General features: G+C 68.9%; 19 protein-coding genes and 1 CRISPR repeat array. Of the genes, 4 read left to right on the top strand and 15 right to left on the bottom strand.

The genetic code is table 11. From position 1 onward, the window contains the following. Positions 1-3: 3 nt before the first annotated feature. Positions 4-1,479: an ATP-binding protein gene (locus QM721_RS00095; RefSeq protein ID WP_415117742.1), complete on the top strand. Its 1,476-nt coding sequence runs from the start codon at positions 4-6 to the stop codon at positions 1,477-1,479. 225 nt (positions 1,480-1,704) lie between these two features. On the opposite strand, the gene QM721_RS00090 is transcribed toward QM721_RS00095, so the two are convergent. From QM721_RS00090 to QM721_RS00080, 3 genes are all read right to left on the bottom strand, one after another. Further along, on the bottom strand, positions 1,705-1,950 hold the full coding sequence (locus tag QM721_RS00090) for a hypothetical protein (RefSeq protein WP_415117740.1): 246 nt from the start codon (positions 1,948-1,950) through the stop codon (positions 1,705-1,707). Positions 1,951-2,184: 234 nt separating this feature from the next. Beyond that, positions 2,185-3,093, bottom strand: coding sequence for a 1,4-dihydroxy-2-naphthoyl-CoA synthase (locus QM721_RS00085; protein ID WP_415117738.1), 909 nt, complete (start codon positions 3,091-3,093; stop codon positions 2,185-2,187). A gap of 43 nt (positions 3,094-3,136) precedes the next feature. Continuing rightward, a complete protein-coding gene (locus tag QM721_RS00080; RefSeq protein WP_415117736.1) occupies positions 3,137-3,850 on the bottom strand; it encodes a glycerophosphodiester phosphodiesterase family protein in 714 nt (237 codons plus the stop codon). 220 nt (positions 3,851-4,070) lie between these two features. On the opposite strand from QM721_RS00080, the gene QM721_RS00075 reads away from it, so the two are divergent. Further along, positions 4,071-5,735, top strand: coding sequence for a DUF885 domain-containing protein (locus tag QM721_RS00075; RefSeq protein ID WP_415117734.1), 1,665 nt, complete (start codon positions 4,071-4,073; stop codon positions 5,733-5,735). 231 nt (positions 5,736-5,966) lie between these two features. On the opposite strand, the gene QM721_RS00070 is transcribed toward QM721_RS00075, so the two are convergent. Together QM721_RS00070 and QM721_RS00065 are read right to left on the bottom strand one after the other, a co-directional pair. Next, the gene (locus QM721_RS00070) at positions 5,967-7,877 is read right to left on the bottom strand and encodes a M3 family metallopeptidase (RefSeq protein ID WP_415117732.1); all 1,911 of its coding nucleotides are present in this window, start codon (positions 7,875-7,877) and stop codon (positions 5,967-5,969) included. Positions 7,878-7,928: 51 nt separating this feature from the next. Further along, positions 7,929-8,834 (bottom strand): DNA-3-methyladenine glycosylase family protein, encoded by a 906-nt coding sequence (locus tag QM721_RS00065; protein ID WP_415118020.1) that lies wholly within the window; start codon positions 8,832-8,834, stop codon positions 7,929-7,931. A gap of 186 nt (positions 8,835-9,020) precedes the next feature. Here QM721_RS00065 and QM721_RS00060 point away from each other — a divergent pair, with 186 nt between their 5' ends. Continuing rightward, on the top strand, positions 9,021-10,526 hold the full coding sequence (locus QM721_RS00060) for an ATP-dependent DNA ligase (RefSeq protein WP_415117730.1): 1,506 nt from the start codon (positions 9,021-9,023) through the stop codon (positions 10,524-10,526). A 339-nt stretch (positions 10,527-10,865) separates the two neighbouring features. Here the strand turns inward: QM721_RS00060 and QM721_RS00055 are convergent, their stop codons facing one another. After that, positions 10,866-11,537 carry a carbonic anhydrase gene (locus QM721_RS00055; protein WP_415117728.1) on the bottom strand — a complete coding sequence of 224 codons (672 nt, stop codon included), beginning with the start codon at positions 11,535-11,537 and terminating at the stop codon, positions 10,866-10,868. 591 nt (positions 11,538-12,128) lie between these two features. Here QM721_RS00055 and QM721_RS00050 point away from each other — a divergent pair. Then, the gene (locus QM721_RS00050; RefSeq protein ID WP_415117726.1) at positions 12,129-12,449 is read left to right on the top strand and encodes a hypothetical protein; all 321 of its coding nucleotides are present in this window, start codon (positions 12,129-12,131) and stop codon (positions 12,447-12,449) included. A gap of 3 nt (positions 12,450-12,452) precedes the next feature. Here QM721_RS00050 and QM721_RS00045 read toward each other — a convergent pair whose 3' ends face one another. The 9 genes from QM721_RS00045 to QM721_RS00005 form a co-directional block, all read right to left on the bottom strand. After that, the gene (locus QM721_RS00045; protein WP_415117724.1) at positions 12,453-12,827 is read right to left on the bottom strand and encodes a hypothetical protein; all 375 of its coding nucleotides are present in this window, start codon (positions 12,825-12,827) and stop codon (positions 12,453-12,455) included. A gap of 91 nt (positions 12,828-12,918) precedes the next feature. Beyond that, positions 12,919-19,720: direct repeats of the CRISPR family, unit length 29 nt; unit sequence GGGCTCACCCCCGCGCGGGCGGGGACGGC. 39 nt (positions 19,721-19,759) lie between these two features. Then, on the bottom strand, positions 19,760-20,107 hold the full coding sequence (gene cas2e, locus QM721_RS00040) for a type I-E CRISPR-associated endoribonuclease Cas2e (protein ID WP_415117722.1): 348 nt from the start codon (positions 20,105-20,107) through the stop codon (positions 19,760-19,762). Continuing rightward, the gene (gene cas1e, locus QM721_RS00035) at positions 20,101-21,045 is read right to left on the bottom strand and encodes a type I-E CRISPR-associated endonuclease Cas1e (protein WP_415117720.1); all 945 of its coding nucleotides are present in this window, start codon (positions 21,043-21,045) and stop codon (positions 20,101-20,103) included. Before cas1e ends, cas2e begins: the two co-directional genes overlap by 7 nt. Next, positions 21,042-21,713 (bottom strand): type I-E CRISPR-associated protein Cas6/Cse3/CasE, encoded by a 672-nt coding sequence (cas6e, locus tag QM721_RS00030; protein WP_415118018.1) that lies wholly within the window; start codon positions 21,711-21,713, stop codon positions 21,042-21,044. The genes cas1e and cas6e overlap by 4 nt, the downstream gene beginning before the upstream one ends. Before the next feature lie 14 nt (positions 21,714-21,727). Next, entirely contained in the window at positions 21,728-22,441 is a 714-nt protein-coding gene (gene cas5e, locus QM721_RS00025; protein ID WP_415117718.1) for a type I-E CRISPR-associated protein Cas5/CasD, read from the bottom strand. Continuing rightward, a complete protein-coding gene (cas7e, locus tag QM721_RS00020; RefSeq protein ID WP_415117716.1) occupies positions 22,438-23,547 on the bottom strand; it encodes a type I-E CRISPR-associated protein Cas7/Cse4/CasC in 1,110 nt (369 codons plus the stop codon). The genes cas5e and cas7e overlap by 4 nt, the downstream gene beginning before the upstream one ends. Further along, a complete protein-coding gene (gene casB, locus QM721_RS00015) occupies positions 23,544-24,185 on the bottom strand; it encodes a type I-E CRISPR-associated protein Cse2/CasB (RefSeq protein WP_415117714.1) in 642 nt (213 codons plus the stop codon). Before casB ends, cas7e begins: the two co-directional genes overlap by 4 nt. After that, positions 24,182-25,807 (bottom strand): type I-E CRISPR-associated protein Cse1/CasA, encoded by a 1,626-nt coding sequence (casA, locus tag QM721_RS00010; RefSeq protein WP_415117712.1) that lies wholly within the window; start codon positions 25,805-25,807, stop codon positions 24,182-24,184. The genes casB and casA overlap by 4 nt, the downstream gene beginning before the upstream one ends. Then, positions 25,804-26,152 (bottom strand): hypothetical protein (locus QM721_RS00005; protein WP_415117710.1); only part of this gene is annotated, 349 nt, incomplete at its 5' end. The genes QM721_RS00005 and casA, both read right to left, overlap by 4 nt.

Below are 26,152 nucleotides of genomic sequence, written 5' to 3'. Positions count from 1 at the left end.
CGTATGGACTGGAACGACCCCGACGACTTGCGCAGCCTCGTGCAGCGTCTGCGCCGTCTTCCGTCCGAGAACGAGTGGGTCGAGTTCAAGGTCGACAACGCCGACCCGGGGTCGACCGGCGAGTACGTGTCCTGCTTGGCGAACTCAGCCGCCCTCGCGGGTCAGGAGACCGGCTACTTGATCTGGGGCGTCAGCGACGCCACACATGAGATCGTCGGCACGACGTTCCGGCCTGAGACAGCAAAGAAGGGCAACGAGGACCTCTACCACTGGATCCTCCGCCTGCTCACGCCACAATCCGACTTCTCGTTCCACAGCGTCGAGGTCGACGGCAAGACCGTTGTTGTCCTCCGCGTCGCGGCGGCAGCCAAGGTCCCGGTGAAGTTCCAGAACATCGAGTACATCCGGGTGGGCTCCTACAAGAAGAACCTCAGCCAATACCCGGATCACCAGCGGCGTCTCTGGAAGGTGCTGGAGGCGTCCTCCTTCGAGGACGGCACTGCCGCGGGCGATCTCGGTGTTGAGCAGGTCGTTCAGTTGCTCGACTACCCCGAGTACTTCCGACTTCACAAGACTCCGCTTCCCGAGAGCCGGTCGGGGATCATCGAAACGCTCGAAGCCGACCGCCTGATTCGCCACACTGTCGAGGACCAGTGGCAGATCACCAACGGAGGCGCGCTCCTCTACGCGAAGGACCTTGGCGACTTCCCGAAACTCGCTCGCAAGGCTCCGCGCGTCATCCACTACGAGGGAAAGTCCCGGATCAGGACCAAGAAGGAACAGATCGGCCAGCGAGGTTACGCCGCTGGTTTCCAGGGGCTGATCGCCTACATCGCCGATCAGCTTCCCAACAGCGAGGTCATCCAGGACGGACTCCGGATGGATGAACTTCAGTTCCCTCGACTCGCCATCCGAGAGCTCGTCGCCAATGCGCTGATCCACCAAGACCTCACGGTGACGGGTGCCGGGCCCATGATCGAGATCTTCGATGACCGGTTGGAGATCACCAACCCCGGCCTACCGCTCCTGGACCCCCTGCGCTTCATCGACCTCGCGCCGCGCTCACGCAACGAGTTCATTGGCGCCGCCATGCGCCAGGTCGGCATCGCCGAGGAGCGAGGCAGCGGCTGGGACAAGATCGCGGCGGAGATCGAGTTCCACCAACTCCCGCCCGCGAGAGTCGAGGACAAGGACGAACAGACCCGAGTGACCCTATTCGCTCCGAAGCCTCTGACGAAGATGGATCGCCCTGACCGTGTCTTGGCGGTCTACCAGCATGCGTGCCTGCGCTACGTGAGCAATGAACCGACCAACAACGCCAGCGTCCGCGAGCGGTTCGGCATCCCTGAGCGCAACAAAGCTCTCGCGTCCCGGATCATCAAGGAAGCCGTCGATGAGGACCTGATCGTGGTCTACGACCCCTCCGCCGGCCCCAGGTCGATTCGGTACGTCCCGTACTGGGCCGACCCGGAGCGCTGATTGTTGATGAGAACGCGCACTCCGATGGCTGGAAGCCAGCTAAACCGCATCTGACCTGCGGAAACACACTCTCGGGTTTGTTGATGAAAACCCGCTTCTGACACGCTCGTCGGACCGCGAAGGACCGGAATGCGAAGTAGGGGATACCCCGCAGCCATGTGGGTCCAGACGGGACGTCGCCGCCAACCCAGTCGGGCCGAGACTACCGCGTGCCCCGCGGTGAGCTCAGTCCGGCAGGCCACACAGGTCGTCGAGTTCCTCGTCGTCCAGACCGGTCATCCCACGGACGGCAGTGGGGTCGGTGCCATCGAGGCGATCGAGCTGCGCGATCACCGAGTCGATGAATCGCTGGACTTCGGGCGAGCGGACGTAGTCGTCCGGGAGCTCCCGACCTTCAAGACGGAAGGAGGCGTCGGTGTTCTCGTGCACCCAAGTGCGGATCACCTCCGCAGGTAGGTCTTTCCAGCTCACCGTCGCCTCCGACCTGGCGAGGGGTATCCCCGCCTACAGGGTGGACCAGGGAAGCGCGTTCCACGGCGCAACCAGCCCAGAGCATCAAGGCTAGCGACGGGCTTCCGCGGGACGCACCAGAGTTTCCGAGGCGTGTCGGAGCCAGTCACTGCTGGCCGCTGCCGAGATTCTTGCGGACTACAGAGGTGTTTCGGCCACCCTAAATGCCGTTTGACCTGCTGAAACGTCCTCAGATCAGTAGTACCAGGGGAATCGCGACCAGTCCGGACGCCGCTTCTCCAGAAAAGAGTCCCGGCCCTCGACCGCCTCGTCGGTCATATAGGCCAGCCGGGTGGTCTCACCCGCGAACACCTGCTGGCCGATCAGCCCGTCGTCCACCGCGTTGAACGCGAACTTCAGCATGCGCTGCGCCGTCGGCGATTTGCCGCAGACCAGTGCGGCCCAGGCCAGCCCCTCGTCCTCGAGGTCGGCATGCGGCACCACCTTGTTCACCGTGCCCATCTCGTAGGCCCGTTGGGCGTCGTAGGTCTGGCCGAGGAAGAAGATCTCGCGAGCCACCTTCTGCCCCACCTGCCGCGCCAGGTAGGCCGAGCCGAAGCCGGCGTCGAACGACCCCACGTCGGCGTCGGTCTGCTTGAACCGGGCGTGCTCGGCCGAGGCGATGGTCAGGTCGCACACCACGTGCAGCGAATGCCCGCCGCCCGCGGCCCACCCGTTGACCAGGGCGATCACCACCTTGGGCATGAACCTGATCAGCCGCTGCACCTCAAGGATGTGCAGCCGTCCACCCTCGGCCTGCACCCGCCGGGCGTCCACCGACTCAGCCGTCTCACCCTCGGCGTACTGGTAGCCCGAACGTCCCCGAATACGCTGATCACCACCCGAACAGAACGCCCACCCGCCGTCCTTGGCCGATGGACCGTTGCCGGTCAGCAGCACGCACCCGATGTCGGCCGACCGCCGCGCATGGTCGAGCGCGGTATACAGCTCGTCGACGGTGTGCGGACGAAACGCGTTGCGCACCTCCGGACGGTCGAACGCGATGCGTACCGCGGGCACCTCGACGGAGCTGTGATAGGTGATGTCGGTGAACTCGAAGCCGGGCACCTCGTGCCACAGTTCCGGACGCCACGGGCTGGTCATGGGCCCAACCTACTGCCGCGCTCGCCGGCGCACCTCTTGCGCCTCACCAACTCGGTTTGGGTTTGACCACGTCGGTGAAGATGCCGTCCACGCCCAACCGGACGCAGCGTTGCCGCTGAGCGGCATTGTTCACCGTCCACACCCGAATTTTGAAGCCGGCCCGGTGTGCCCGCGTGACGAACCCCGGGACCATCAGCACATGCCGGGGCGGATGCACGGCCTGCACGTCCAGTTCGCGAAAATAGCGCCACGCCTCGCGCAGCATGCCGTCGTGCACGGCCGCCAACTCACCCGTCCAGCCGCGCTCCCGGAGTCGCTGCAGCGAGTAGTGGTTGAACGACGACAGCACCACTCGCGCGCCCAGCTTGCGTTCCGAGACCAGCGTCAGCACCTTCTTCTCCAGCCCCTTGTACGGCTTGACGCTGTTCTTCAACTCGACATTGATCAACTGGTTGCCTGCGGCCAATAGGTCGAGCACCTCGGCCAAGGTAGGAATGCGCGTCACGGTCGGGTCGCCCTTGGGTTTGCTCCTCGACCGGAGCTTCTGCAACTGCGCGAGGGTGAAGGAGGACACCCCGCCGGTGCCGGCGTGGGTGCGGTCGACGGTCTCGTCGTGAATCACCACGGGAACTCCGTCGGAGGTCAGTTGCACGTCGAGTTCGACGCCGTCCGCGCCCGCCTCCATGGCCGCGGCAAAGGCGGCGATGGTGTTCTCCGGCTGTCGCGCACTCGCTCCACGGTGTGCCCAGATCTCCATCATCACGCCCTTTCGATCGTCCGCATCAGCCTCGCGCAGGGACGGTCGATCGCGGTCTCGACGTGACCTCTGGTCGGGTGATGCTGATTCGTCCACACTCTCACATTCCCGATCGTGCGCACACGAAGCCGCTTCGGGAGTGGCCCGCGGGCACGACAGGCCCGGGCACCGGCACGGCGACAGATGCGGTTCGCGGGTGGGCCGCGAGTAGGGTCGACACATGACCACCCGCCAACCCAGCACGGTCGATGCCCTCGCCGACGCGTACACCCTGGCACTGGCCGAACTGCGGCCCACCCTCGCCACTGAGATCGGCTTGGCCGGCTACGACCACCTGATGGGCGAGGCCGGCCCCGACCTGCACGACGCCGTGGCGGAGCTGAACCGCGACACCCTGACCAAGCTTTCCGGGCTGACCCCCCGCGACGAGGTCGACCGGGTGACCGTCGCGGCCATGCAGGAGCGGCTCGGCCTCGACCTCGAACTGCATGCCGCTGGTGAGCAGTTCCGGGCGCTGAACAACATCGCCTCCCCGCTGCAGGGCTTTCGCGACGTTTTCGACGTGATGCCTACCGAGACCGAGCAGCACTGGTCGAACATCGCCTCGCGGCTGGCCGGGGTTCCACAGGCGGTCGAGGGGTATCTGGCCTGCCTGCGCGAGGGTGCTCGTCGCGGCGAATTGCCGCCGGTGCTGCAGGTGCGCGAGGGCATCGCGCAAGCCGCCGAACTGGCCAACCCCGAGTCGTCGTTCTTCACCACGTTTCACCGCGACAGCGTCGAGTCGGACGCCCTGAGCGCCGATCTGGAGCGCGCCGGCGCGGCCGCGGCGCAGTCGTACGGGCTGCTGGAGCAGTTCCTGCGTGAGCTCGAGGCCGACGCGCCGGCGTCCGACGCTGCCGGTCGCGAGCGCTACCAGTTGTGGTCGCGCATGTTTCTGGGTGCGGCCGTCGATCTGGACGAGACCTACGAGTGGGGGCTGGACGAGCTCGCCCGGGTGGCCGCCGAGCAGGACGCGGTGGTCGAGGCACTGGCCGGCCCGGGCAGCAGCATGGACGACGCGGTGCGGCTGCTCGACGGCGACCCCGTCCGCAAGCTGGTGGGCACCGCGGCGCTGAGGGAGTGGATGCAGGTCACCGCCGACGAGGCGATCCGTGAGTTGAACGGGGTGCACTTCGACATTCCCGAGCAGGTGCGACGCATCGAATGCATGATCGCCCCGACCCAGAATGGTGGCATCTACTACACCGGCCCCTCAGACGACTTCAGCCGGCCCGGACGCATGTGGTGGTCAGTGCCGCCGGGCGTCGAAGAGTTCAACACCTGGCGCGAGAAGACCACCGTCTACCACGAGGGAGTACCCGGGCATCACCTGCAGATCGGGCAGGCGGTCTACAACCGTGACGAGCTGAATCTGTGGCGCCGGTTGGTCTGCTGGGTCTCGGGCCAGGGCGAGGGCTGGGCCCTGTACGCCGAGCGGCTGATGGAAGAGTTCGGCTTCATGGACGATCTCGGCGACAAGCTCGGCCTGCTCGACGGTCAGCGGATGCGCGCCACCCGGGTGGTGCTCGACATCGGCGTGCACCTGGGCAAGCCGGCGCCGCAGCGCTGGGGCGGCGGCATCTGGAACGCCGAGAAGGCCTGGGAGCTGCTCAAGGCGAACGTGAACATGGACGAGAAGTTCCTGCGGTTCGAGCTCAACCGCTACCTGGGCTGGCCGGGGCAGGCGCCGTCGTACAAGATCGGCCAGCGACTGTGGGAGCAGATTCGTGCCGAGGCCGCCGAACAGGCCGGCACCGACTTTTCGCTGAAGGACTTTCACACCAGGGCGCTCAACCTGGGCTCGCTGCCGCTGAGCGTGCTGCGCGAAGCGGTGCTGGCCGGCTAGGGAAACGCTGATCTTTCGCTGGTCGAGCTTGTCGAGACCTCAAACGAAGTGCTCTGACTAGGGGTTTCGACACCCTCAACCAACGGAAACCAGCCTTTCACGAGGAGAACACTGATCTCCCGCTGGTCGAGCTTGTCGAGACCTCATACGACGTGCTCTGACTAGAGGTTTTGACGAAGCTCAACCAACGGTGGGCACATTGATCAGCACTTCCCTCGTGCTCGTTCTGGCTCAACTGTTCAGCCAGGCCGCGAAGGCATCGGTGCCGTAGGGGCGACCCAGAAAGCTCTCCACCAGTTCGGCCGCGTCACGGCTGCCGCCCGGCGCCAGCACACGGTCGCGGTAGCGGGCGGCAACCTCGGGGTTCAGCAGGTCGTCGGGGTCGAAGGCGCTGAACAGGTCCTTGGCGATGACCAGGCTCCACATGTAGGTGTAGTAGGCCGACGTGTACCCCGCGAGGTGGCCGAAACCGGCGTAGAAGTGCGTGCCGGGCTGCGGGCGCACCAAGCTGTAGGCCTCGTAGAGTTCGAGCATGCGCGCGGTCGGGTCGGCCGGACGCTCCACGTGAAACCAGTAGGCCAGGGCCGCGTAGAACATTTGGCTGCGGGCCAGGAAGCCCTTGCCGAACTCTTCGCCGGCCCGCATCGCTGCAACCAGTTCGTCAGGTATCGGGGCGCCGTCGGCGTCGGTGGCGAACGACTGCAGCACCGTGGCGTCCCAGGCCCACTCTTCGAGCAGTTGGCTCGGGGCCTCGACGAAATCCCATTCGGTGGCAACACCTGAGAACCGCACCCAACGCTGCCCGCCGCCGACGATGTGATGAATCAGGTGCCCGAACTCGTGAAACAGGGTGACCACGTCGCGGTGCTCCATCAGCCCGCGCGAGAAGTTGCACACCAGCACGCCCTCGGGCACCTGCCGGTCGCGCACTCCGGGCACCAGTTCGAACTGGGCGGCGTGGTTGTACTTGCGCTCGCGCGGGTGCAGGTCGAGGTGAATGCGACCCATCGGAGCACCGTCGGCGTCGCTGACGTCGTAAGTGGTGACGTCGGGGTGCCAGGGCCGGGCCTCGTCCGGGTCGACCCTGGTGTACTGCAGCCCGAACAGCCGGGCGGTCACCGCCAGCAGCCCGTCGTGCACCTTGCCGAAGTCGAAATAGCGCCGCACCTCGGCAGCGTCCACTCCGTACTGCTCGCGCTTGACCAGTTCGTGGTAGTGCCGCCAGTTCGACAGATCGATGACGCTCTCGCCGTCGGTGCCGGCACGGGCCCGCAGCACCTCGATCTCGCGCTGCCCGGACGGCTGCGCCGCGGCGCTGACCGTGTCGACGAACTCGGCGATCGCCGCGCCGTTGCCGATCATCTTGACCTCGGCGTCGTAGTCGGCCCAGTTGGCGTAGCCGAGCAGCGTGGCCAGTTCGTGCCGCAGTTGCAGCAGATCGGCCAGCACCGGGTCGTTGGCCGGCCAGGCCTGGTTGAAGTATGTGTGCGCCACCGCCCGGCGAGAGCTGGCGTCGGTCGAGAAAGTGAGAAAGGGGGTCAGGTCGGGGTACTCGGTCGAGATGGTGACCAGGCCCTCGGCGTCGGCGGGGTGCGACGCCACGTAGTCGGCGGGCAGTCCGTCCAACGCCGACGCCGGCACCCGTGTTTCGGCCCGGCCGTCGCGAATATTGCGTGAGAAGGTCTGGCCCAGGTCGGTGAGCCGGGCCTCCAGGTCGCGAACCTGCTCACGCACCTGCTCGTCGCGGTCTACCCCCGAGCGCCGGAACGAACGCAACACCAAGGCCTGCAGGCGGACCGAGTCGGCATCCAGCCCGTCGGCGTTCACCGAAGCCAGGGCTGCGTAAGCAGCCGGATCGAGGTACAGATCGGTGCTGAACCGCTGCACCTCGACCTCGAGCGCCTCGGCCCGGTCGATCACGGTCGAGTCGGGGTGCACCGACGACAACAGGCCCGCCACGCAGGCGGCGTTGCGCAGCGCGATGGTGGTGTCGTTCCACAGCGGCAGAATCGCCACGTCGCCCGGCGGCAGCGCCTTGAGCTCTGCGAGCCTTTCGCGCGCGGCGGCCAATTGCCCATCGCCGCGCTCACCCAGCCAGCCCAGCCAGTCAGCGGCCGGCAATTCCAGAGGTTTCAGACCCATGCTTTGCACCATAGATGGCGCCTCTGACACCGGCCAAAGCGTGCCCTCAGGTCAACGAGCCGGCAGATGGGTACGTGGCGCCAGGCGCGGGCCGTGCCGTTCGCGCCAGCGACGCATGCCGAGCAGCGCCTGCACCCGGTGCCGGTGCGGGCGGTACGGCTCGAGCAGTTCGGCCAGTGCCTCGTCGTCAAGATCGTGGCCGAGCAGAGCATGCCCGATCTCGTTGGGTATGTGGTAGTCACCGAAGCTCACCGCGTCGGCATCGCCGTGCGCCCTGAACCGCACCTCTGCTGAGGTCCACGCGCCGATGCCGGCGATCGAGCGCAGCCGCCGATCAGCCTCGTCACCCGGCACCGCAAGGGTCCGTTCCAGGGCATCGGCCACCTGGGCGCAACGCATCAGGGTGCGCGACCGAGCCGGGTCTATGTGCAGCTTCAGCCACTGCCACGACGCAATCAGGCGGACGACCTCGGGCCCCGGCGGCACCCACAGGTGCAGCGCCACACCCGGGCCGGGTGCCCGCTCTCCGTGAAAGTGCACCAGCCGGCGAAAACCGGCGAAGGCCTCTTGCCCGGTCACCTTCTGCTCGATCACCGCCGGCAACAGCGCTTGCCAGACGAGGTTTCCGCGGCCGATGCGCCAGTGCGGGTGATCCTCGAGCGCCTGCGCCAGCCGCGGGTGCCGGGGCACGAAGCCGTCCGGATCGTCGGCGGCGCCCAGCATGGTGGGCAGTTGGTCGAGCACCCATTCGGCGCCACTGCCCCAGGCCTCGGCGGCGATCACACCCTCGCCGTTTCGCGGCTGCACGCTGAGCGTGGCGGGGCCGAGCGGCGTGCCGATGCCGCGCCAGTGCCGTCCGCGATCGACCCGATAGGTGGGGTCGCCGGCACCTCTGCGCCAGTGGCCCCAGATCTCGGCGACCGGGCACGGCCAGTCCGGACGCCACTCGCGGACCATCGGTTGCACCAGCTCAACCTACCCGGGAGCGCACCGGTAGGACCTCCCCCTCCTGGTCGAGCCCCCTCCTGGTCGAGCCCCCCCGCTGGTCGAGCTTGTCGAGACCCTCTGCCCCGGTCAACCCTGCGGAACCGACCCCCCCCCAGTCGTGCGAAGACTGCCTGCGGCAACCAGCACAATGGCAGCATGTTGCTGGCCGACCTCGTCGCCACCTCGGCTCAGGTGGCCGCCACCCGGTCACGTCTGGCCAAGGTGAGCGCGCTCGCCGAGGCCCTGACCGCCGCGGCCCCGCACGAGGTCGAGATCGTCACCGCGTACCTGTCGGGGTCGCTGCGGCAGCGCCGCACCGGCGTCGGCTGGCGCTCGGCGCGCGCGACGGTGCCGCCGGCCGAGCGTCCCACGCTCACGGTCAGCGAGGTCGACGCCGCGTTCGAGGCGATGGCCGGGCTGGCTGGTAACGGCTCGCAACTGGCCCGCAAGACGCTGCTCGACGACCTGATGGGCCGGGCCACCGCGGCCGAGCAGCGCTGGCTGGCCGGACTGATCACCGGCGAGACCCGCCAGGGCGCACTCGACGGGCTGATGGTCGACGCGCTGGTGAAGGCGTCCGGGCTGCCGGCCCACGCCGTCCGGCGTGCCGTGATGCTGGCCGGCAACACCGCACCGGTCGCGCTGGCCGCTCGCACCGGCGGCGCCGAGGCGGTTGCCGCGATCGGTCTGGTGGTGGGCCGTCCAGTTCGGCCGATGCTCGCGGCCAGCGCCAAGACCGTGGCCGAGGGCATGGCGTCGCTGCCGGGCGAGGTGGCGGTCGAAGCCAAGCTCGACGGCATTCGCATTCAGGCCCACCGCGACGGCGACGAGGTGCGGTTGTTCACCCGCAGCCTCGACGAGGTGACCGACCGCCTGCCCGAAGTAGTGCGGGCTGTGGCCGAATTGCCGGTGCGCCGGGCGATTCTCGACGGCGAGGCGCTAGCGCTGGGTGCCGATGGGCGGCCACGCTTGTTTCAAGAAACCGCCGCCAGCGACTTCGCGCTGACGCCGTTCTTCTTCGATCTGCTGGCGCTCGACGACGATGAACTGCTCGACCTGCCGGCGCGAGAGCGCAGTGAACGGCTGAGTCGGGTGGTGCCTGCCTCAGCCCGGGTCGGACGGCTGGTCACCGGCGAGGTGTCGGCGGCCGAGGCGTTCAGCGAGCAGGTGCTCGCGGCCGGCCATGAGGGGGTCGTGGTCAAGGCGCTCGACGCACCGTACGAGGCCGGGCGGCGCGGCTCGTCCTGGGTGAAGGTGAAGCCGGTGCACACCCTCGACCTGGTGGTGCTGGCCGTCGAGTGGGGGTCGGGACGGCGCCGGGGCTGGCTTTCGAATATTCATCTGGGCGCCCGCGACCCGGCAACCGGCGGCTTCGTGATGCTGGGCAAGACGTTCAAGGGCATGACCGATGCGATGCTGGCCTGGCAGACCGAGCGGTTCCGCTCACTGGAGACCCATCACGACGACTGGACGGTATTCCTGCGCCCCGAGCAAGTGGTCGAGATCGCCTTCGACGGCCTGCAGCGTTCCTCCCGCTACCCCGGTGGGCTGGCGCTGCGGTTCGCCCGCGTGCTGCGCTATCGCGACGACAAAAGTGCCGACGAGGCCGACACCATCGAGACCGTGCGGCGCTTCGCCGGCCCGTCGGGGCCACAGCGGTGACGACCCCGACGAGCCAAAGCGGTGGCGGGCCGAAGGGGCCCCCGAGTCCGCTGTGCGGCCCGCCATGGCTAAATATAGTGCTCCTAATGAAGCCGTCGCCACCCAACGTCTTCGAACCCTCAGTTTTGACCGACATGAGCACCGATTCGCAACCCGGTCGCCGCGAGGCTGTCCGCAAGTTCCGGCAGGCCGGCTACTCACTGAACCTACCCGGCGGCAATCCTGGGGCGCATCCAGGGCGGGATCTCTCAGACTGCCAAGGAGTCCTGGCTCTCTACTGACCCGTGCGACCAGCTCCACCGCGGAGCATGTTCAAGACCCAGGGGCCTTCAGCATGCCTCAACTACCCAGTTCCACTCGCCTTGAAACCGAGGGACAGTCATCCTCGACCTCGTCTGGTTCGTCCGGCAGAAACTCGATCGCCCCGGTGGCCGGGGCCAGCACGCCGGCGGCAATTTTCACCTCGCCCGATCGAATGAGCGTGAGCAACGAGTCGGCCCGGTGCAGCACGGCCCGTAACGCTCGGACGTGACCGGTGGCCGGGTCACCCAGCCGGGTTCCGGTGGCGGCGCGCGACACCCAGCCGGTGAGTTCCCCCGGCAACGGCACGCTGCCCGCCGCGCGGGCGTCTGCGGCCGCCCGAAGCGCGCCGCAGCCCTGGTGGCCCAGCACCAGCACGAGGGACACGTTCTGCACCAGCACCGCGTACTCGATCGCGGCCATGGTGTCGGCACCGAGGCTTGGCCCGGCCGTGCGCACGCACTGCACCGCGCCCGGCGTCTCGGCGAACAGATGCTCGCCGGCTGCGTCCGGCTCAAGGCAGCCGACCACGACCGCGAAAGGAAACTCGGCCGTCACCGGGGAGCCGGGTGAGTGGCCCTCCCCGCTCCGCTGCGTGACATAACGAGCGTTCCCCGCCTTAAGCCGCTGCAGCGCCTGCGCCGACGGCATGCGGTGGCTGGGTAGTCCGGGTGGCCGCATCCAGTCGGGAACCTCGTTGAGAGCAGCCATGAACGCGAGGTTAAGTGAGGGCGAATGGGCTTGTCGATAGGCACTCGAAAGTGTGCGTGAACAGGATGGTGCCCCACCCTTCTCCGGCGGTGCACCCACCAGGTACACGCCCCGCGTGCATCTGACCTCGGGGCCCACCCCCGCGCGGGCGGGGACGGCTCTGATGAGGGCACAGTGCTGACCACATACGCGGGCTCACTCCCGCGGGCGGGGACGGCGCGGTGCTGAAGCATCCGGCGACCGCTCCGCGGGGCTCACCCCCGCGCGGGCGGGGACGGCGTGGGCATTCGATTCCTCCAGTTTCGTTTGACGTTATTGGGTTTTGTGGTACGATTGACTCATGGGGTTGAAGTTCACCCGTCAGGCCAGGCGTCACAAGATCGACAAGGCTCATGCGCTGTACGTCATGCAGGGCGAGCCGGTCGAGGGCACCCGGCCCAACGGCGAGGTCTAACTCGACTGGGTGGGCACGGACGCCACCGGGCGCGAGCTACACGTCATCGCGGTAGTCACAACCGACGACCGCAATGGCGAGCCGGTCACGCTCGTCATTCATGTGATGCCAACGGCACTCGAGCGAAAGGAGAGGTCATGAAGGTGAACCTGGGAAGCCTTGGCACGGTCGAGGTCGATCCGGACGAGGTCGAGGACGTCGATCTCGACCGAGAGGAATACCGCCTCGATGGTGAACGGCTGACTGAGGCGCGCGCCGCTGAGGTCGCACGCGAGATCTCGCGGCGCAACGGCGCGAGGGGCGGACGCCCTCCGCTGTCCGCGGAGGGCACCGAGCGGATCGGCCTGCGCATCCCGAAGGACTTGCGCGCGCAACTGAGGGAACGGGCGACGACTGACCGCGAGTCCGAGTCGGAGGTCGCGCGCAAGGCGCTTGCGGCATACCTCGGCGCAGCCTGACCGTCACGCGTACTCATGCTTCCTCCAGCAGGTCGGAGAGTCGGTCAAGGCATAGGTGGATGGCGGCAGCAGCCTGAGGCGGGACGACGCCGTTTCCTGCGAGCCGCAACGCTTCGTTGTCGGCGGCTGGAATCCGTCCCCTTTGGCCTGGGCGACAAGCTCGGCAGACAGCACGGCGTCGGGGCGGCGCAGGTTCGTCATGCGGCCTCCTCGGCTCGGGTGGTGGGTTTCCAGGTGAGCAGCATCGAGATGCCAGAGTTCCCGATCGAGCAGATCCAGGGTGGATGCCCAGGGCGCCCTGAAGGTCGAGCGGAAGCGACGCACTTCAGTGACCGGCTGCCCCCAGGGCATCTGGAGTGGGCGGTGAGTGAGGATCATGATGCCTCCATCGGTGTGGGTGTGACCTCGGTGACGTCCAGGACGTCCTGCGCGAGGCGGCGCGCTGCGATCTCGCAGTAGCGCTCTTCCAGGGCTCACCCCCGCGCGGGCGGGGACGGCCTCCCGACGGGCGTCCTGCTGGAGGTAGCCGAGGGCTCACCCCCGCGCGGGCGGGGACGGCGGCACGACGAACCCCGACGGTCCGAAGCACTGGGGCTCACCCCCGCGCGGGCGGGGACGGCTCTCGATCGACACCTCGACGATCCTCGTGGTCAGGCTCACCCCCGCGCGGGCGGGGACGGCGATCGGGGGTCTCAGCCGGGGGTGGCCCAGGCGGGCTCACCCCCGCGCGGGCGGGGACGGCGACGGCGGCAACTCGCCCTACGGCACCGCACGGGGCTCACCCCCGCGCGGGCGGGGACGGCGACCGGCTGCATCCGCGGGAGTTTGTGGCGGCGGGCTCACCCCCGCGCGGGCGGGGACGGCGACGCATTGCGGAAACAAGCGCAATACGGCGCGGGCTCACCCCCGCGCGGGCGGGGACGGCGGCCTTGTGGAGTGCGCGGCCGGCATGTTCCAGGGCTCACCCCCGCGCGGGCGGGGACGGCTCTGCCGTGCGGCTCTGCCGTGCAGCTCTGCCGGGCTCACCCCCGCGCGGGCGGGGACGGCGTCGGGCAGGTGCTCGTCGGCCACAAGAACGCGGGCTCACCCCCGCGCGGGCGGGGACGGCGCGGCCACTCGGGACCTGGTCGCGGTGCAGGAGGGCTCACCCCCGCGCGGGCGGGGACGGCGGCGCAACGGTACGCCGTGGACTGGAGCTGATGGGCTCACCCCCGCGCGGGCGGGGACGGCCCAACGCTGTCACGTCGGACGGGTGGGTCGACGGGCTCACCCCCGCGCGGGCGGGGACGGCCAAAGGTCGACCCAGACGGCGTTCCAATCAATGGGCTCACCCCCGCGCGGGCGGGGACGGCGCGAACGCGAGCAGCGCGCCGGTGCCGATGTGGGGCTCACCCCCGCGCGGGCGGGGACGGCCGTGGTAGTGGCAGTCGGGGCAGGTGATGAGGGGGCTCATCCCCGCGCGGGCGGGGACGGCCCGGTGGTACGGGCAACCCCTTGTCGGCTGCGGGGCTCACCCCCGCGCGGGCGGGGACGGCCAGGTGACCAGTCGGGCGGGCGGCGGCTGGGCGGGCTCACCCCCGCGCGGGCGGGGACGGCGGCTCCTGCCGTGGCGAGCATGTACGCCTTGAGGGCTCACCCCCGCGCGGGCGGGGACGGCCATCAAGGGCACCCTGAACGGTGTGGCCACGGGGGCTCACCCCCGCGCGGGCGGGGACGGCCCGTCTGCGGTGTGCGCCACCCACCCCTCGGCGGGCTCACCCCCGCGCGGGCGGGGACGGCTCGGTCGTACGCGCCGACATGACGACGATCTCGGGCTCACCCCCGCGCGGGCGGGGACGGCCAGGTTCGCGATCCGTCGGCGCGGTCCAGCCAGGGCTCACCCCCGCGCGAGCGGGGACGGCCTATGGCTGCCCTGATTCATGCATTGCGACCGGAGGCTCACCCCCGCGCGGGCGGGGACGGCTCCGCAGGGCTCACGGCCTCCAGATGGTCAGGGGGCTCACCCCCGCGCGGGCGGGGACGGCCAGGTTCGCGATCCGTCGGCGCGGTCCAGCCAGGGCTCACCCCCGCGCGAGCGGGGACGGCCTATGGCTGCCCTGATTCATGCATTGCGACCGGAGGCTCACCCCCGCGCGGGCGGGGACGGCTCCGCAGGGCTCACGGCCTCCAGATGGTCAGGGGGCTCACCCCCGCGCGGGCGGGGACGGCGTAGACGCGTTTCAGGGTGAAGCGGGTCGCGAGGGCTCACCCCCGCGCGGGCGGGGACGGCCAGCGGCATCACGCCACACTCCTGAGGTAGTAGGGCTCACCCCCGCGCGGGCGGGGACGGCAGCCTGTCGATCACCGCAGCGCCCATGATGCGGGGCTCACCCCCGCGCGGGCGGGGACGGCCGGACGCTGACCGACGACGAGGTCACGACCCTGGGCTCACCCCCGCGCGGGCGGGGACGGCCAGTTGGTGGGCGGACGGCTGTGGCCGGACGGCGGCTCACCCCCGCGCGGGCGGGGACGGCGCGCACACGTTACTCCCCGAGACCAACACCTCGGGCTCACCCCCGCGCGGGCGGGGACGGCCGGCTGCCCTGCAGCTTGCGCTTCGAGCCAGAGGGCTCACCCCCGCGCGGGCGGGGACGGCGATGGCACGCTCAACTGCGGCATACCCGAAACGGGCTCACCCCCGCGCGGGCGGGGACGGCGGTGTCCTGGCTCACGCCGCATCGCTCTGCGGCGGCTCACCCCCGCGCGGGCGGGGACGGCGGGGAGTCACGCAAGGCTGCATGGTTGTACCCGGGCTCACCCCCGCGCGGGCGGGGACGGCTTGCGGGCCTTAACCCGGTAGCGGTAGCGGCTGGGCTCACCCCCGCGCGGGCGGGGACGGCGACCAACTCGACACCATCACGGTTGATCTCGTGGGCTCACCCCCGCGCGGGCGGGGACGGCCGCCCGAGTGGCTGTCGGTTTCGACGGTGCCCGGGCTCACCCCCGCGCGGGCGGGGACGGCATCGACGCGCCAAGTGAAAACCAACCCACCCTGGGCTCACCCCCGCGCGGGCGGGGACGGCGCCGCCAGTGGGGACTTGATAATACCCGTCGGGGGCTCACCCCCGCGCGGGCGGGGACGGCCAGATGATGTATTTTACGCGCAGTTTGGAGGCGGGCTCACCCCCGCGCGGGCGGGGACGGCGCTCTCCACAAAATACAACACCACTGCCGAGCGGGCTCACCCCCGCGCGGGCGGGGACGGCCAATAGGGAGAGGGGAGACCCATGAGGGATATGGGCTCACCCCCGCGCGGGCGGGGACGGCGTTCACCCCCTGACTCCCTGGTCATCTCTCATCGGCTCACCCCCGCGCGGGCGGGGACGGCGCCGTCGGCTTCCTTCGCCGAATTCAGCTACAGGGCTCACCCCCGCGCGGGCGGGGACGGCCGAGTAATACTTGCTCGCCGATGGCCTGTCGGGGGCTCACCCCCGCGCGGGCGGGGACGGCTTATCTGTACCCCCGGCCACCATGTCGTGTTCGGGCTCACCCCCGCGCGGGCGGGGACGGCGCGTTTGCTGTTCTGTGTGAGGCCCAGATCGCGGGCTCACCCCCGCGCGGGCGGGGACGGCGGCGAGGTCCAGTCGATGGCCTGCCGAGAAACGGGCTCACCCCCGCGCGGGCGGGGACGGCTCGGCTCGGCGGCTCCACGACATGATCGAACCGGGCTCACCCCCGCGCGGGCGGGGACGGCTCCTCCTCGGGCTCGGCCTCCAAGTGAATGATGGGCTCACCCCCGCGCGGGCGGGGACGGCGACCGGGGGCGGGCGTTGCTCGATGGGGCCGTGGGCTCACCCCCGCGCGGGCGGGGACGGCGACCGGGGGCGGGCGTTGCTCGATGGGGCCGTGGGCTCACCCCCGCGCGGGCGGGGACGGCACCTTGACGTCTGATTTGAACCGGAGCCGGACGGGCTCACCCCCGCGCGGGCGGGGACGGCCCGGCTTCTGAGATCGCGGCGGCTACGGCCGAGGGCTCACCCCCGCGCGGGCGGGGACGGCCCGAAATCAGCCTCACCCTGGAAGCCGTTCTCGGGCTCACCCCCGCGCGGGCGGGGACGGCGGACGGGGAAGATTGGCCGCATCGTAGAGGCCGGGCTCACCCCCGCGCGGGCGGGGACGGCGACCTGCGCGTGAGCGGCCAGGTGGGTCTTGTGGGCTCACCCCCGCGCGGGCGGGGACGGCTTTCACCGAAGTGGCGGCTTCTTTCGCGACCGGGGCTCACCCCCGCGCGGGCGGGGACGGCCACAGCTTGTCTTGCTGCTCGATCCAGGTGATGGGCTCACCCCCGCGCGGGCGGGGACGGCGCCGTAGCGTCCCGCGCATGCACACCCTAATTGGGCTCACCCCCGCGCGGGCGGGGACGGCGAAGCGATCGTGGCTTCGGATGCCACCGATAAGGGCTCACCCCCGCGCGGGCGGGGACGGCGGCATCGTCATCGCCTACAAGAACTGCAAACAGGGCTCACCCCCGCGCGGGCGGGGACGGCGGCGCACCTACCGCCAAGGTAATCACCGCTTGGGGCTCACCCCCGCGCGGGCGGGGACGGCGATTTCGCGGGCGGTGGTGGTGTTCATTTCGGGGGCTCACCCCCGCGCGGGCGGGGACGGCCTCGAGAAGGTCACTCGCCATGTCGTGGCCCGGGGCTCACCCCCGCGCGGGCGGGGACGGCGCCCTTCGCATGAATCCTGTCCTTGCCCGGCTGGGCTCACCCCCGCGCGGGCGGGGACGGCCCATCAGATAGCCAGGTTGTAGCGGGGGTCGCGGGCTCACCCCCGCGCGGGCGGGGACGGCATGATGGCCCGATCCGAACAAAGCCTGCATCTGGGCTCACCCCCGCGCGGGCGGGGACGGCTGCCATGCGCTGCGCCTGGTCAGCGGGGCACCGGGCTCACCCCCGCGCGGGCGGGGACGGCATCCATCGTCAGATGCCTCGGCCGCACCACGAGGGCTCACCCCCGCGCGGGCGGGGACGGCCTAGACGTAACCGACGACGCATTCACTGCTCGGGGCTCACCCCCGCGCGGGCGGGGACGGCTTCGCGGGACCGGTCTCGCAGTGCAGCTGTCGGGGCTCACCCCCGCGCGGGCGGGGACGGCGCTAGCTCGGCCGAGAGTGGGATCACCCTCTGCGGCTCACCCCCGCGCGGGCGGGGACGGCGTCACCGGATCGCCGTCGCGGGACTCCCACGACGGCTCACCCCCGCGCGGGCGGGGACGGCACCGGCTCCCACAGCCCGGCCGCCACCAACTGGGGCTCACCCCCGCGCGGGCGGGGACGGCCGCTGCTGCGGCGTGGCCTGTTGTACGTGTCGGGGCTCACCCCCGCGCGGGCGGGGACGGCCCCAACGATTTGTCAATCTTGGGTGCGTAGTCGGGCTCACCCCCGCGCGGGCGGGGACGGCGGCATGATCGGGATCCTGGTGGGATTGCCCTGGGGCTCACCCCCGCGCGGGCGGGGACGGCAGGATTCACGACAGCAACGATCTTCAGCCCGCGGGCTCACCCCCGCGCGGGCGGGGACGGCGACATCGCCAAGGCCGGCGTCGACGAAGCCCTGGGCTCACCCCCGCGCGGGCGGGGACGGCAAGAAGACCGACTGCAACGCGCTGTTCGCCGCGGGCTCACCCCCGCGCGGGCGGGGACGGCGGAGTCGTCTACGCCGCGGCCGACACCGACCGGGGCTCACCCCCGCGCGGGCGGGGACGGCAGGGACGCGGTGGCCATCGAGCCCTCCAGCATGGGCTCACCCCCGCGCGGGCGGGGACGGCAGCTCAGCGGCGTGGTGACGTTGTGGATGATGGGGCTCACCCCCGCGCGGGCGGGGACGGCGCCCTGAATCTGCCCAGCGGCAGTTGTCCACAGGGCTCACCCCCGCGCGGGCGGGGACGGCGCCGTGTACCGGATCACCACCTGGCAACCCGCGGGCTCACCCCCGCGCGGGCGGGGACGGCCGCTGATCTCCTGCCCGGCCACCAACTGGACAGGGCTCACCCCCGCGCGGGCGGGGACGGCAAAGGTACTCATGTGGTCACTGACCGGGCCGCGGGCTCACCCCCGCGCGGGCGGGGACGGCGGAAGTCCACAACTCACTGCTCGCCGCCGGGTGGGCTCACCCCCGCGCGGGCGGGGACGGCAGACGACACAGTCTGCCGGGTCGGTCACGAACGGGCTCACCCCCGCGCGGGCGGGGACGGCGTCAAGGCGCTGTTCGCTGCGGCGAACGCGGCCGGCTCACCCCCGCGCGGGCGGGGACGGCAACCCCGACACCATCATCCGGCTGGCCACCGAGGGCTCACCCCCGCGCGGGCGGGGACGGCAGGACGTCGGCGACCGGGCCGGGGTTGGCCCGGGGCTCACCCCCGCGCGGGCGGGGACGGCCCTGCCGCCACCAGTGCCGATACTCACCGGCAGGGCTCACCCCCGCGCGGGCGGGGACGGCCAGTTCATCAGTCGTCGTCCTCCGTCGGCGTCGGGCTCACCCCCGCGCGGGCGGGGACGGCGCCGTTGGCGTCGAGCAGGTCGAGTAGGTGCTGGGCTCACCCCCGCGCGGGCGGGGACGGCGCGTACTTGGCTTGGGTGGCGATATCTACGACGGGCTCACCCCCGCGCGGGCGGGGACGGCAGCAGGCAGTGAACCTCGACCAGGCGAAGGCTGGGCTCACCCCCGCGCGGGCGGGGACGGCAGGTCGGAGGCGCGGAGGGTGCCGGTGAAGATGGGCTCACCCCCGCGCGGGCGGGGACGGCACCACCTAGTCGATCCACCGGCTCCACTAGGGGGGCTCACCCCCGCGCGGGCGGGGACGGCGACCCACCCATTCCCGGCTCACGAGGCACCGCCGGCTCACCCCCGCGCGGGCGGGGACGGCCGCACGACTTCTTCACATGGGACATCCAGCGAGGGCTCACCCCCGCGCGGGCGGGGACGGCTCTGATTTCGTTCCCCACCGAAGGTGAGCCAGGGGCTCACCCCCGCGCGGGCGGGGACGGCTACTGGGCGCGGTAGCGGCCCACGGTGCGGCCGGGCTCACCCCCGCGCGGGCGGGGACGGCCGCTTTGCGGTCCTCCTGGTGCAGATCGGTGAGGGCTCACCCCCGCGCGGGCGGGGACGGCGCGGGCCTTCGTGGGGCCCAGACCGGCGTGGTGGGCTCACCCCCGCGCGGGCGGGGACGGCGGACGCCGCACACGCAGCGCCAGGGCCGCCAGGGGCTCACCCCCGCGCGGGCGGGGACGGCACTTGTTGACAAGCACCGATTCAAGCCGAGCGCCCAATGCTACTTCACTTTTCGAGCACGCCGACGCCTGCTGGCCACGCTCCACCCCGGGCGCATCGACGGAATCCCCGACAACTCTTCGGGACGGCGAATGAGCCGCACACCATCGAAGTCAACCGGTTGCCAGTCATGGCGGTGCACTCGGAAATCCATCCCCTGATCTCCTCGTCGGCTGAACACCATCAGCGCGCGCCCGTCCTTGGACATCTCGATAACTCGCAACCAAAGTTCATCTCGAACCTTCGAGGACACACGTCCACAGAACACACCCGGCGCGATCTCAAGAAGCCACCGAGTCACATGCCCGCGCAGGCCCACCGGGCATGCGGTGAGAACGAGTACTACCACGGTGGCTCATCCGAGTAGTTGATTCCGCCAGCAAGACGGCTCCGGGAGTCCCACAGTTCAATCACATCGGCAGTGAAGTCCGTCTCTTGCTCCCCGCCCGTGCCGAGCAGGCGATGCAGATTCTCTACGCATCGGCCCATAAGCCGGGCCGAATGCATGGCGTCCCGCATGGCGCGTCGCACATCGCCCGCGACGTCTTCGGTACCCTTTGCCACGACCTCGAAGGCCACGGGTACAGCGAGCTCCATCTTGTACAGATCTGCCATGTCAAAGACGAAGGATCGATCATGTCCCGTATGGACGAATCCGAGGGCTGGCGAACACCCAAGCGCGACAATGACGGCATGTACAACTCCGTACAGACACGAAGTCGCTGCCGACAAGGCCTGATTCAAGTCATCGCTCGCGGAAAAATCATCCGGCCGATAGTCCCGCGCCTTCCACTCGACGCCAAACTCGGCCGCATTCTCTCGATAGAGCCGTCGCACCCTCGCACCCTCACGGCCACGGAGTTGCTGCATGGTCAAGTGAACCGTCTCTTCACCGGGAAACCGCATCGCATACATCTCACGGGCGACGCGCAAACGACTCGACTGGTTAGTGACAGCTACAACCTGCGCCTCCAACAGTCGACTTGTCCGGGCAAGTGGCCGGCCATGAGCGTAGTAGCGAACTGCCTGCTCACCGATCCAGACCGTAGAAGCACCGCTGTCTGCGAGCAGCATCATCGCTTGGTGGCTGACGGTGGTCCCCGGACCCAACATCACAGAAGCGATCGTCGCGGCAGGAACGTGAATCACCCCACGTTCGTCCCTGACGGTGATGGCGTTGCCGTCTCTGTGAACGACGGCGCGCTCCAGGTAGAGGAAGGTGATTCGGTCCGTGACCCGAGAAAGCTCACCGACCTTTGCCGGCGGCGTTCCCGGGATCGGTTTCATGATGCCGCGGCCAGAGTCAACAGACCGCAGCCGTAACCCTTGCCGGCGCCGACACCCTCGGTCAGGGTGCGCCGCAGGGCAGCTGTGTCGACCACCTCGAGGACGCCGTCGAACTGTGCTGTCTGCAGCGTGACTCGACGAGCGAGCCCGTCACTGTGACGCCCGAATCGGTGCCGCCCACTTCGCGTCACGCTTAAGTTGGGTCCGCCAGAGGCTCCAGGGACGACCCCGAAACCGCAGGATGCAGCCCTCCCCAACAGCCACTCTCGTTGATCTGCTTCCTTGATCAACGGGACGCGACTTCCCCGCGGCAACCTGTCTCCGGTGCTACTCTGCGACCCTTCCCGGACATTGCGGATTGGGTTCGCCACCAGTCTGAACACCCAGCGCTGACCGACAGTAAGGCGTCCCAGAAAACGCCCATAGTCAGCTGTCCGCCACACAGGGGTTGAACTCCAGCCGGCCTGCTCGGCGAGTGCATCAAACGAGGGGGCCTCGGGGCTGACCACGTAGAGGTTCAGCTCATGCCTCGAGTCCGAGTCCAAACGCCACAGCACGCGTCCCCGCTCGGACGCTCCCGGGAGAAATCCAGCGAGTACTGCGGCGTGCATGCGTTGCGGCGACAGGACTAGTTCGCGGGTCGCTCGCCGTTGCGGATTCAGGGGCATTTGGGTCAAATACATCATGCCTCCTCAACTGCGTCGAGCCAATCGATTCCCGTCGCTCGCCGGGACGGGCGGCCCAGTGGATTGTCCACGATCGCTGGAGGAAGATGAGCAACCTCTCGCCAGCCGTACTCGCGCCGTTCTGGACTGAAGCTCAACGGAACATCCCGACGAGTTTCCGTCGGATCAGCACTTCCCTGAACCGCATCAACCACGAGCTCGAGTTCCACTCGTTGCGGCTGGATCCGGCGGTACCAGGACGCCGCCTGCCACTCCACCGAACTCAACGCCGAAGTCAGATCCTCATCCACAACACCCAGCGACACTCTTCCCGAAGTCGGACAGGAACGCCGCCCCAGATAGAGCGGAAACACGGGATCCATCAGTGCAGTATCGAGAGCCTCGAGTAGACCCCGGTCACCCTCGACACACGCGACAAACACCGCGTCGGCGAGATAGTAGCGGTAGGACAAGGGCATGGACTTCCCGGTGGACCAGTTGATCGCGGTCTGGAAATCCCGCTGCAATTGCCCCGGCTGATCAACCCGGATGCCAAACCGGAGGCGCGTCAAATCCTCGATCTCGTCGGTGCGACGTCGCCCCTCCGCTGCAGCCAGCAGACCGAGAACCCCACTCTTGGTGGGGTACCGACCGGTGTCACGCCTGGCGAACCGGCTCGAGTCGCCCCACGCCTGTAGCGGTCCCGCAAGGCGCAGGAGCAGGACCGTCACTGTACGTCCGTCAACTCGCGGACCATCCCACCGACTCTCGACACCAGTTCATCGAAGGTAACCCGCTCCCCAGCCAGATCATCGAGAGCAGCGGTGCGCTCGCCCACCCGAGTGACCAGGGTTGCCGTCGGGGGTGCAGCGTAGGCCGCCGCCATCTCCGTGGCGTATACGGCTAGCCGCTCACACGAGCCCCTCACGAAGCCGCCCTGACTTCCGAGGACTGCATCCTCGAAGGCGCCCACCAGATTGACTCCACGATTCCTCACCATAATCACGACCGCTTCGGGCAACGTGCCGTTCGCGAACGTATTCTGCTTCCCGGTGGGCATGGACTGCACGAACGAGCGAACGAATGCCTCGACCGCCCGCGCAGTCGCTTCGCTGTGCCCGAGGTTCTCGTGAAGAGCACCCACACTCACAGTCGCATATCGGTAGAGGGTCGCCGAGTTGAACTCAACGGTCCCGATCATCCCTGCGCCGGTCTCGTCCTCCGGGTTCTCATCGTCAACCGCGGTGTAGTAGTCGTACTCGTTCGTTACGGCATGCGTGCTCAACGCGTGCGCTACCTGGCAGGCCGCGTCGACGTTGAGATCAGCGTCGTTGGCGACCATTCGCCCAAACAATGCGAGGTCGAAGCTGTTGCCCTCCTTCAGGATGTTCTTGGCAGCGCGCGCGTTCGGTGGACCACCGTCGGACTCGACCGCCAGGGCAGCGAGTTTGTCCAGTTGCTGGTTGCTGAAGAAAACCAGGTACTCCGTGAGTTCGGGCTCTCCTGCCTCAGCTTTGCGACGCGCCTTGGTCTTCAGTCCTGCATGGTTGAGGACAGCGGTGGCCCGGGCCTGGGCATCCTCGGAACCGATGGACGGATTCAGCCGCTGGACTCGTCCGGCCAGCAGTTCGACCGCCCGCTTGGTGCGCACGCCGAACTCCGTCGTATCCAGGTAGTCCTCGAAGTCACGCCGCGTTGCACGCTTCCAAGCCTGGCTACTCACCCGGGCGCGCCGCACTCCGCCGTAGACCGCCGTCTTGGGACTACCTGTGTCATCGCGATTGAGATTGCTCGGCGGCACGGACTGGATGACGTGCACATCGATGGTGAGGTTCATTCGGATTCTCCTGTCGTGGCGCGCGGCCGGTTGTGCAGTTCGCGACCCCATCGGGCCACAACGTGTGCGCTGTCCTGTTCGGGATCGAGAAGCCGCCAGAGGTCGACGGCTAGCTGGGCGTAGTCAAGCGGGATCGGATCGGACTCGCTGCGCAACAGGGTGATCAAACCTCGCAGATGGTGCAGGCGGCCTGGTGCATCATTTGCCAGTACCACTTGATGCAGGCGACGAATGCTTGACTCGTCCGGTTCACCGTTGTGCGCTCTGGCCTCCGCCAACCGCCGGACAGCACCTCCCAAGCTGGCTCCCGTGACGTGGACAGGAATCTGGTTCGACTGCTGATGCGTGGCGTAGAGCACCAAGGCAGCATGGACGGCTCTCTCCGCCGGACTAGCCTCATCATCCTTGTTCCGGGAACGTAGCTGGTCAGGAAGATCAGCGAGGGTCACCGCCCACACCATCGGGTCCGCGCCGACGGCGTCCGGCGCGCAGCGACGTAGGCGAGCCAGTGTGGCGGTGGACTCGGAGTTTTCCCCATCGGAGGGGTCGAGGTACGAGCGTTGGAGCCGTCGCACGCGCCGGCCCACGTCCTCGCTCAACACTTCCGCGCGGGTGACCGCAGGTTTGGGATCCGTCATGATGCGACCTCCTGACGTTGCGGAACGGGGGCGATTCCGAGCGCCTTGTTCAATGCCGCGCGGAACCAGATCTCGGCGAGCCCTGAATCGATGCGCTGCTTCTCATCGGACCCCATCCTGGAAACCGGACGCCCGACGACAGCGGCCGGCCCGGCGGCCGTAATCAGGGACTGACCGGCATCCAGAAGGATCCGCCGCACCTGCTGACTCCAGTCGTCAAGACGCTCGGCAATGGTGGCTACGTCTACCAGGTCACTCAACCAGCGCCGGTACGGTCCGTCCAACAGGCTGTAGCCGAACTCGAAGGTGCGTGACCTGGGACGCTCGGAGTCACCTCCGGCCGCCTGTTCCAGGTTGCTGGCTAGGTTCGCCAAGGCAACGACGGCGCTACCGGCTCGGGCCGCGGCATCCACAGCGCACTGGGCCAGGATCGGTTCAGTGAGCGCGGCAGCACGCGCGTCCAGGCCGTCGTCGACCGCGCCCGCGATCGAACTGGCCTGCGCTCCGTATTCGAGCCCGACCGTCCGTAGCCGGACGCGGAAGCCGGCCGGCAGGCATCCTGACTCGATCAGCGTGGCTAGCCAGTCCAGGACGGGTGCCCGATGGGTGACACCCCTAGCCGTGATCAGTAGCGAGCCAAGGCCTTGCCAGATCCTCCCCGGCACATGCAGCACGGGCATATACACGTCGCCCTCGCCACGCTTGGACTGGTTCTGACTCTTGCGCCAAGAGGACATCGGCTCGTTGCCGCTCTGGTTCTGCGGACCCAGGCGATCGCCGTTGGAGATCTGTACGTCAACGATCAGCCCGTTCCGCTCCAGCAGACGGACACGGCGCGACGGCCAAGTGAACAGGTCGGCGGGGCCAGTCGGTGCGAGATGGTCAGCACACACGCCAGACGGCAAGGCTGGGCGCTCCCAGACCGGGCGATCGTCAGGATTGGTCCCTAGCGACAGTGGCAGGTTGAGCAGCAGCGTCTCAAACAGGTTTGCACCGTTGACAACGATGACGCCCAGGTTCCCGACCCAGGCCGGATAACCCATCGAGTAGCCCTTGCCCCCCTTTACTCGATCATCGCCAACAGCTCCGGTCTTGATTCCCGCCGGGTCGAAAGCATGGCAGTGAACAAGCCATCGGGCGGCTTCCGCCAAGGAAAGTGACTCGATCTCTCGGCCCGCTCTGGTCGTGAAGTACTGGTGCCCATCGGGCACGTCGGCTATCAGCTTGATGAGACCGGATGCGTTTCCACTGGCGGTATGCAGATCAGCCACCTGCATGAATGGCTCACTCTGGTGCAGGAGGTAGAAGCGCTCGTGATGCCTCTCGAGATAGCCCCACACAACATCTGTGGGGAACTTCCCGGAACGCCACCAAGCGTCCCACAGGTCGATGCTCTCGTCATCGCTACGGAGGTGGTCGGACCTCGTGGCTCCAAGTAGGACGGCTTCGAGCACGCGCAGGACGGCCACGTCTTGGGTCGGAACCTCCCCAGCAAGTCCATTCAGGTGATGTGCACGCTCGAATACCTGACGCAGCGACAGGTCGAGGACCTCGCCGGTGTGCGTGCGCACCCGAACCCACGGTTCATCCAGGAGGTTGAACGCACCACCATCTGTCGTCATCGACCTGACTCCTCGGAACTGGACACTTGGAGGCCCTGCTCGGAATCGTAAGACAAGACACGACCAGCCACCTGCGAAACTCCGGAATCATCGAAAACCAACACGAGTTGTCCAGCAATCCAGCGGGACTGCTGCCAGCCGGAATAGTCAGCCATGCACTCCAAGTCCGAAATCACGCTGTCGATCACGGCCGGATAGCACAGGGACGCGGGCAACCTCAGCGTGCAAGCGGCCATCGCGCGGGCCAGTTTCTCGTCTGCTGCGGTGCCCCACTGAACACCTTCCGGAACGACCGCTCCGGCATAGCGCGCGATTCCGGCAGGGAGATGAAGCAAGTCATCCGCG

Origin of the sequence: Micropruina sp. (genome assembly GCF_047602085.1) — a bacterium.
Taxonomy (GTDB): domain Bacteria; phylum Actinomycetota; class Actinomycetes; order Propionibacteriales; family Propionibacteriaceae; genus Micropruina.
This window is presented reverse-complemented; position numbering and strand designations above follow the sequence as displayed.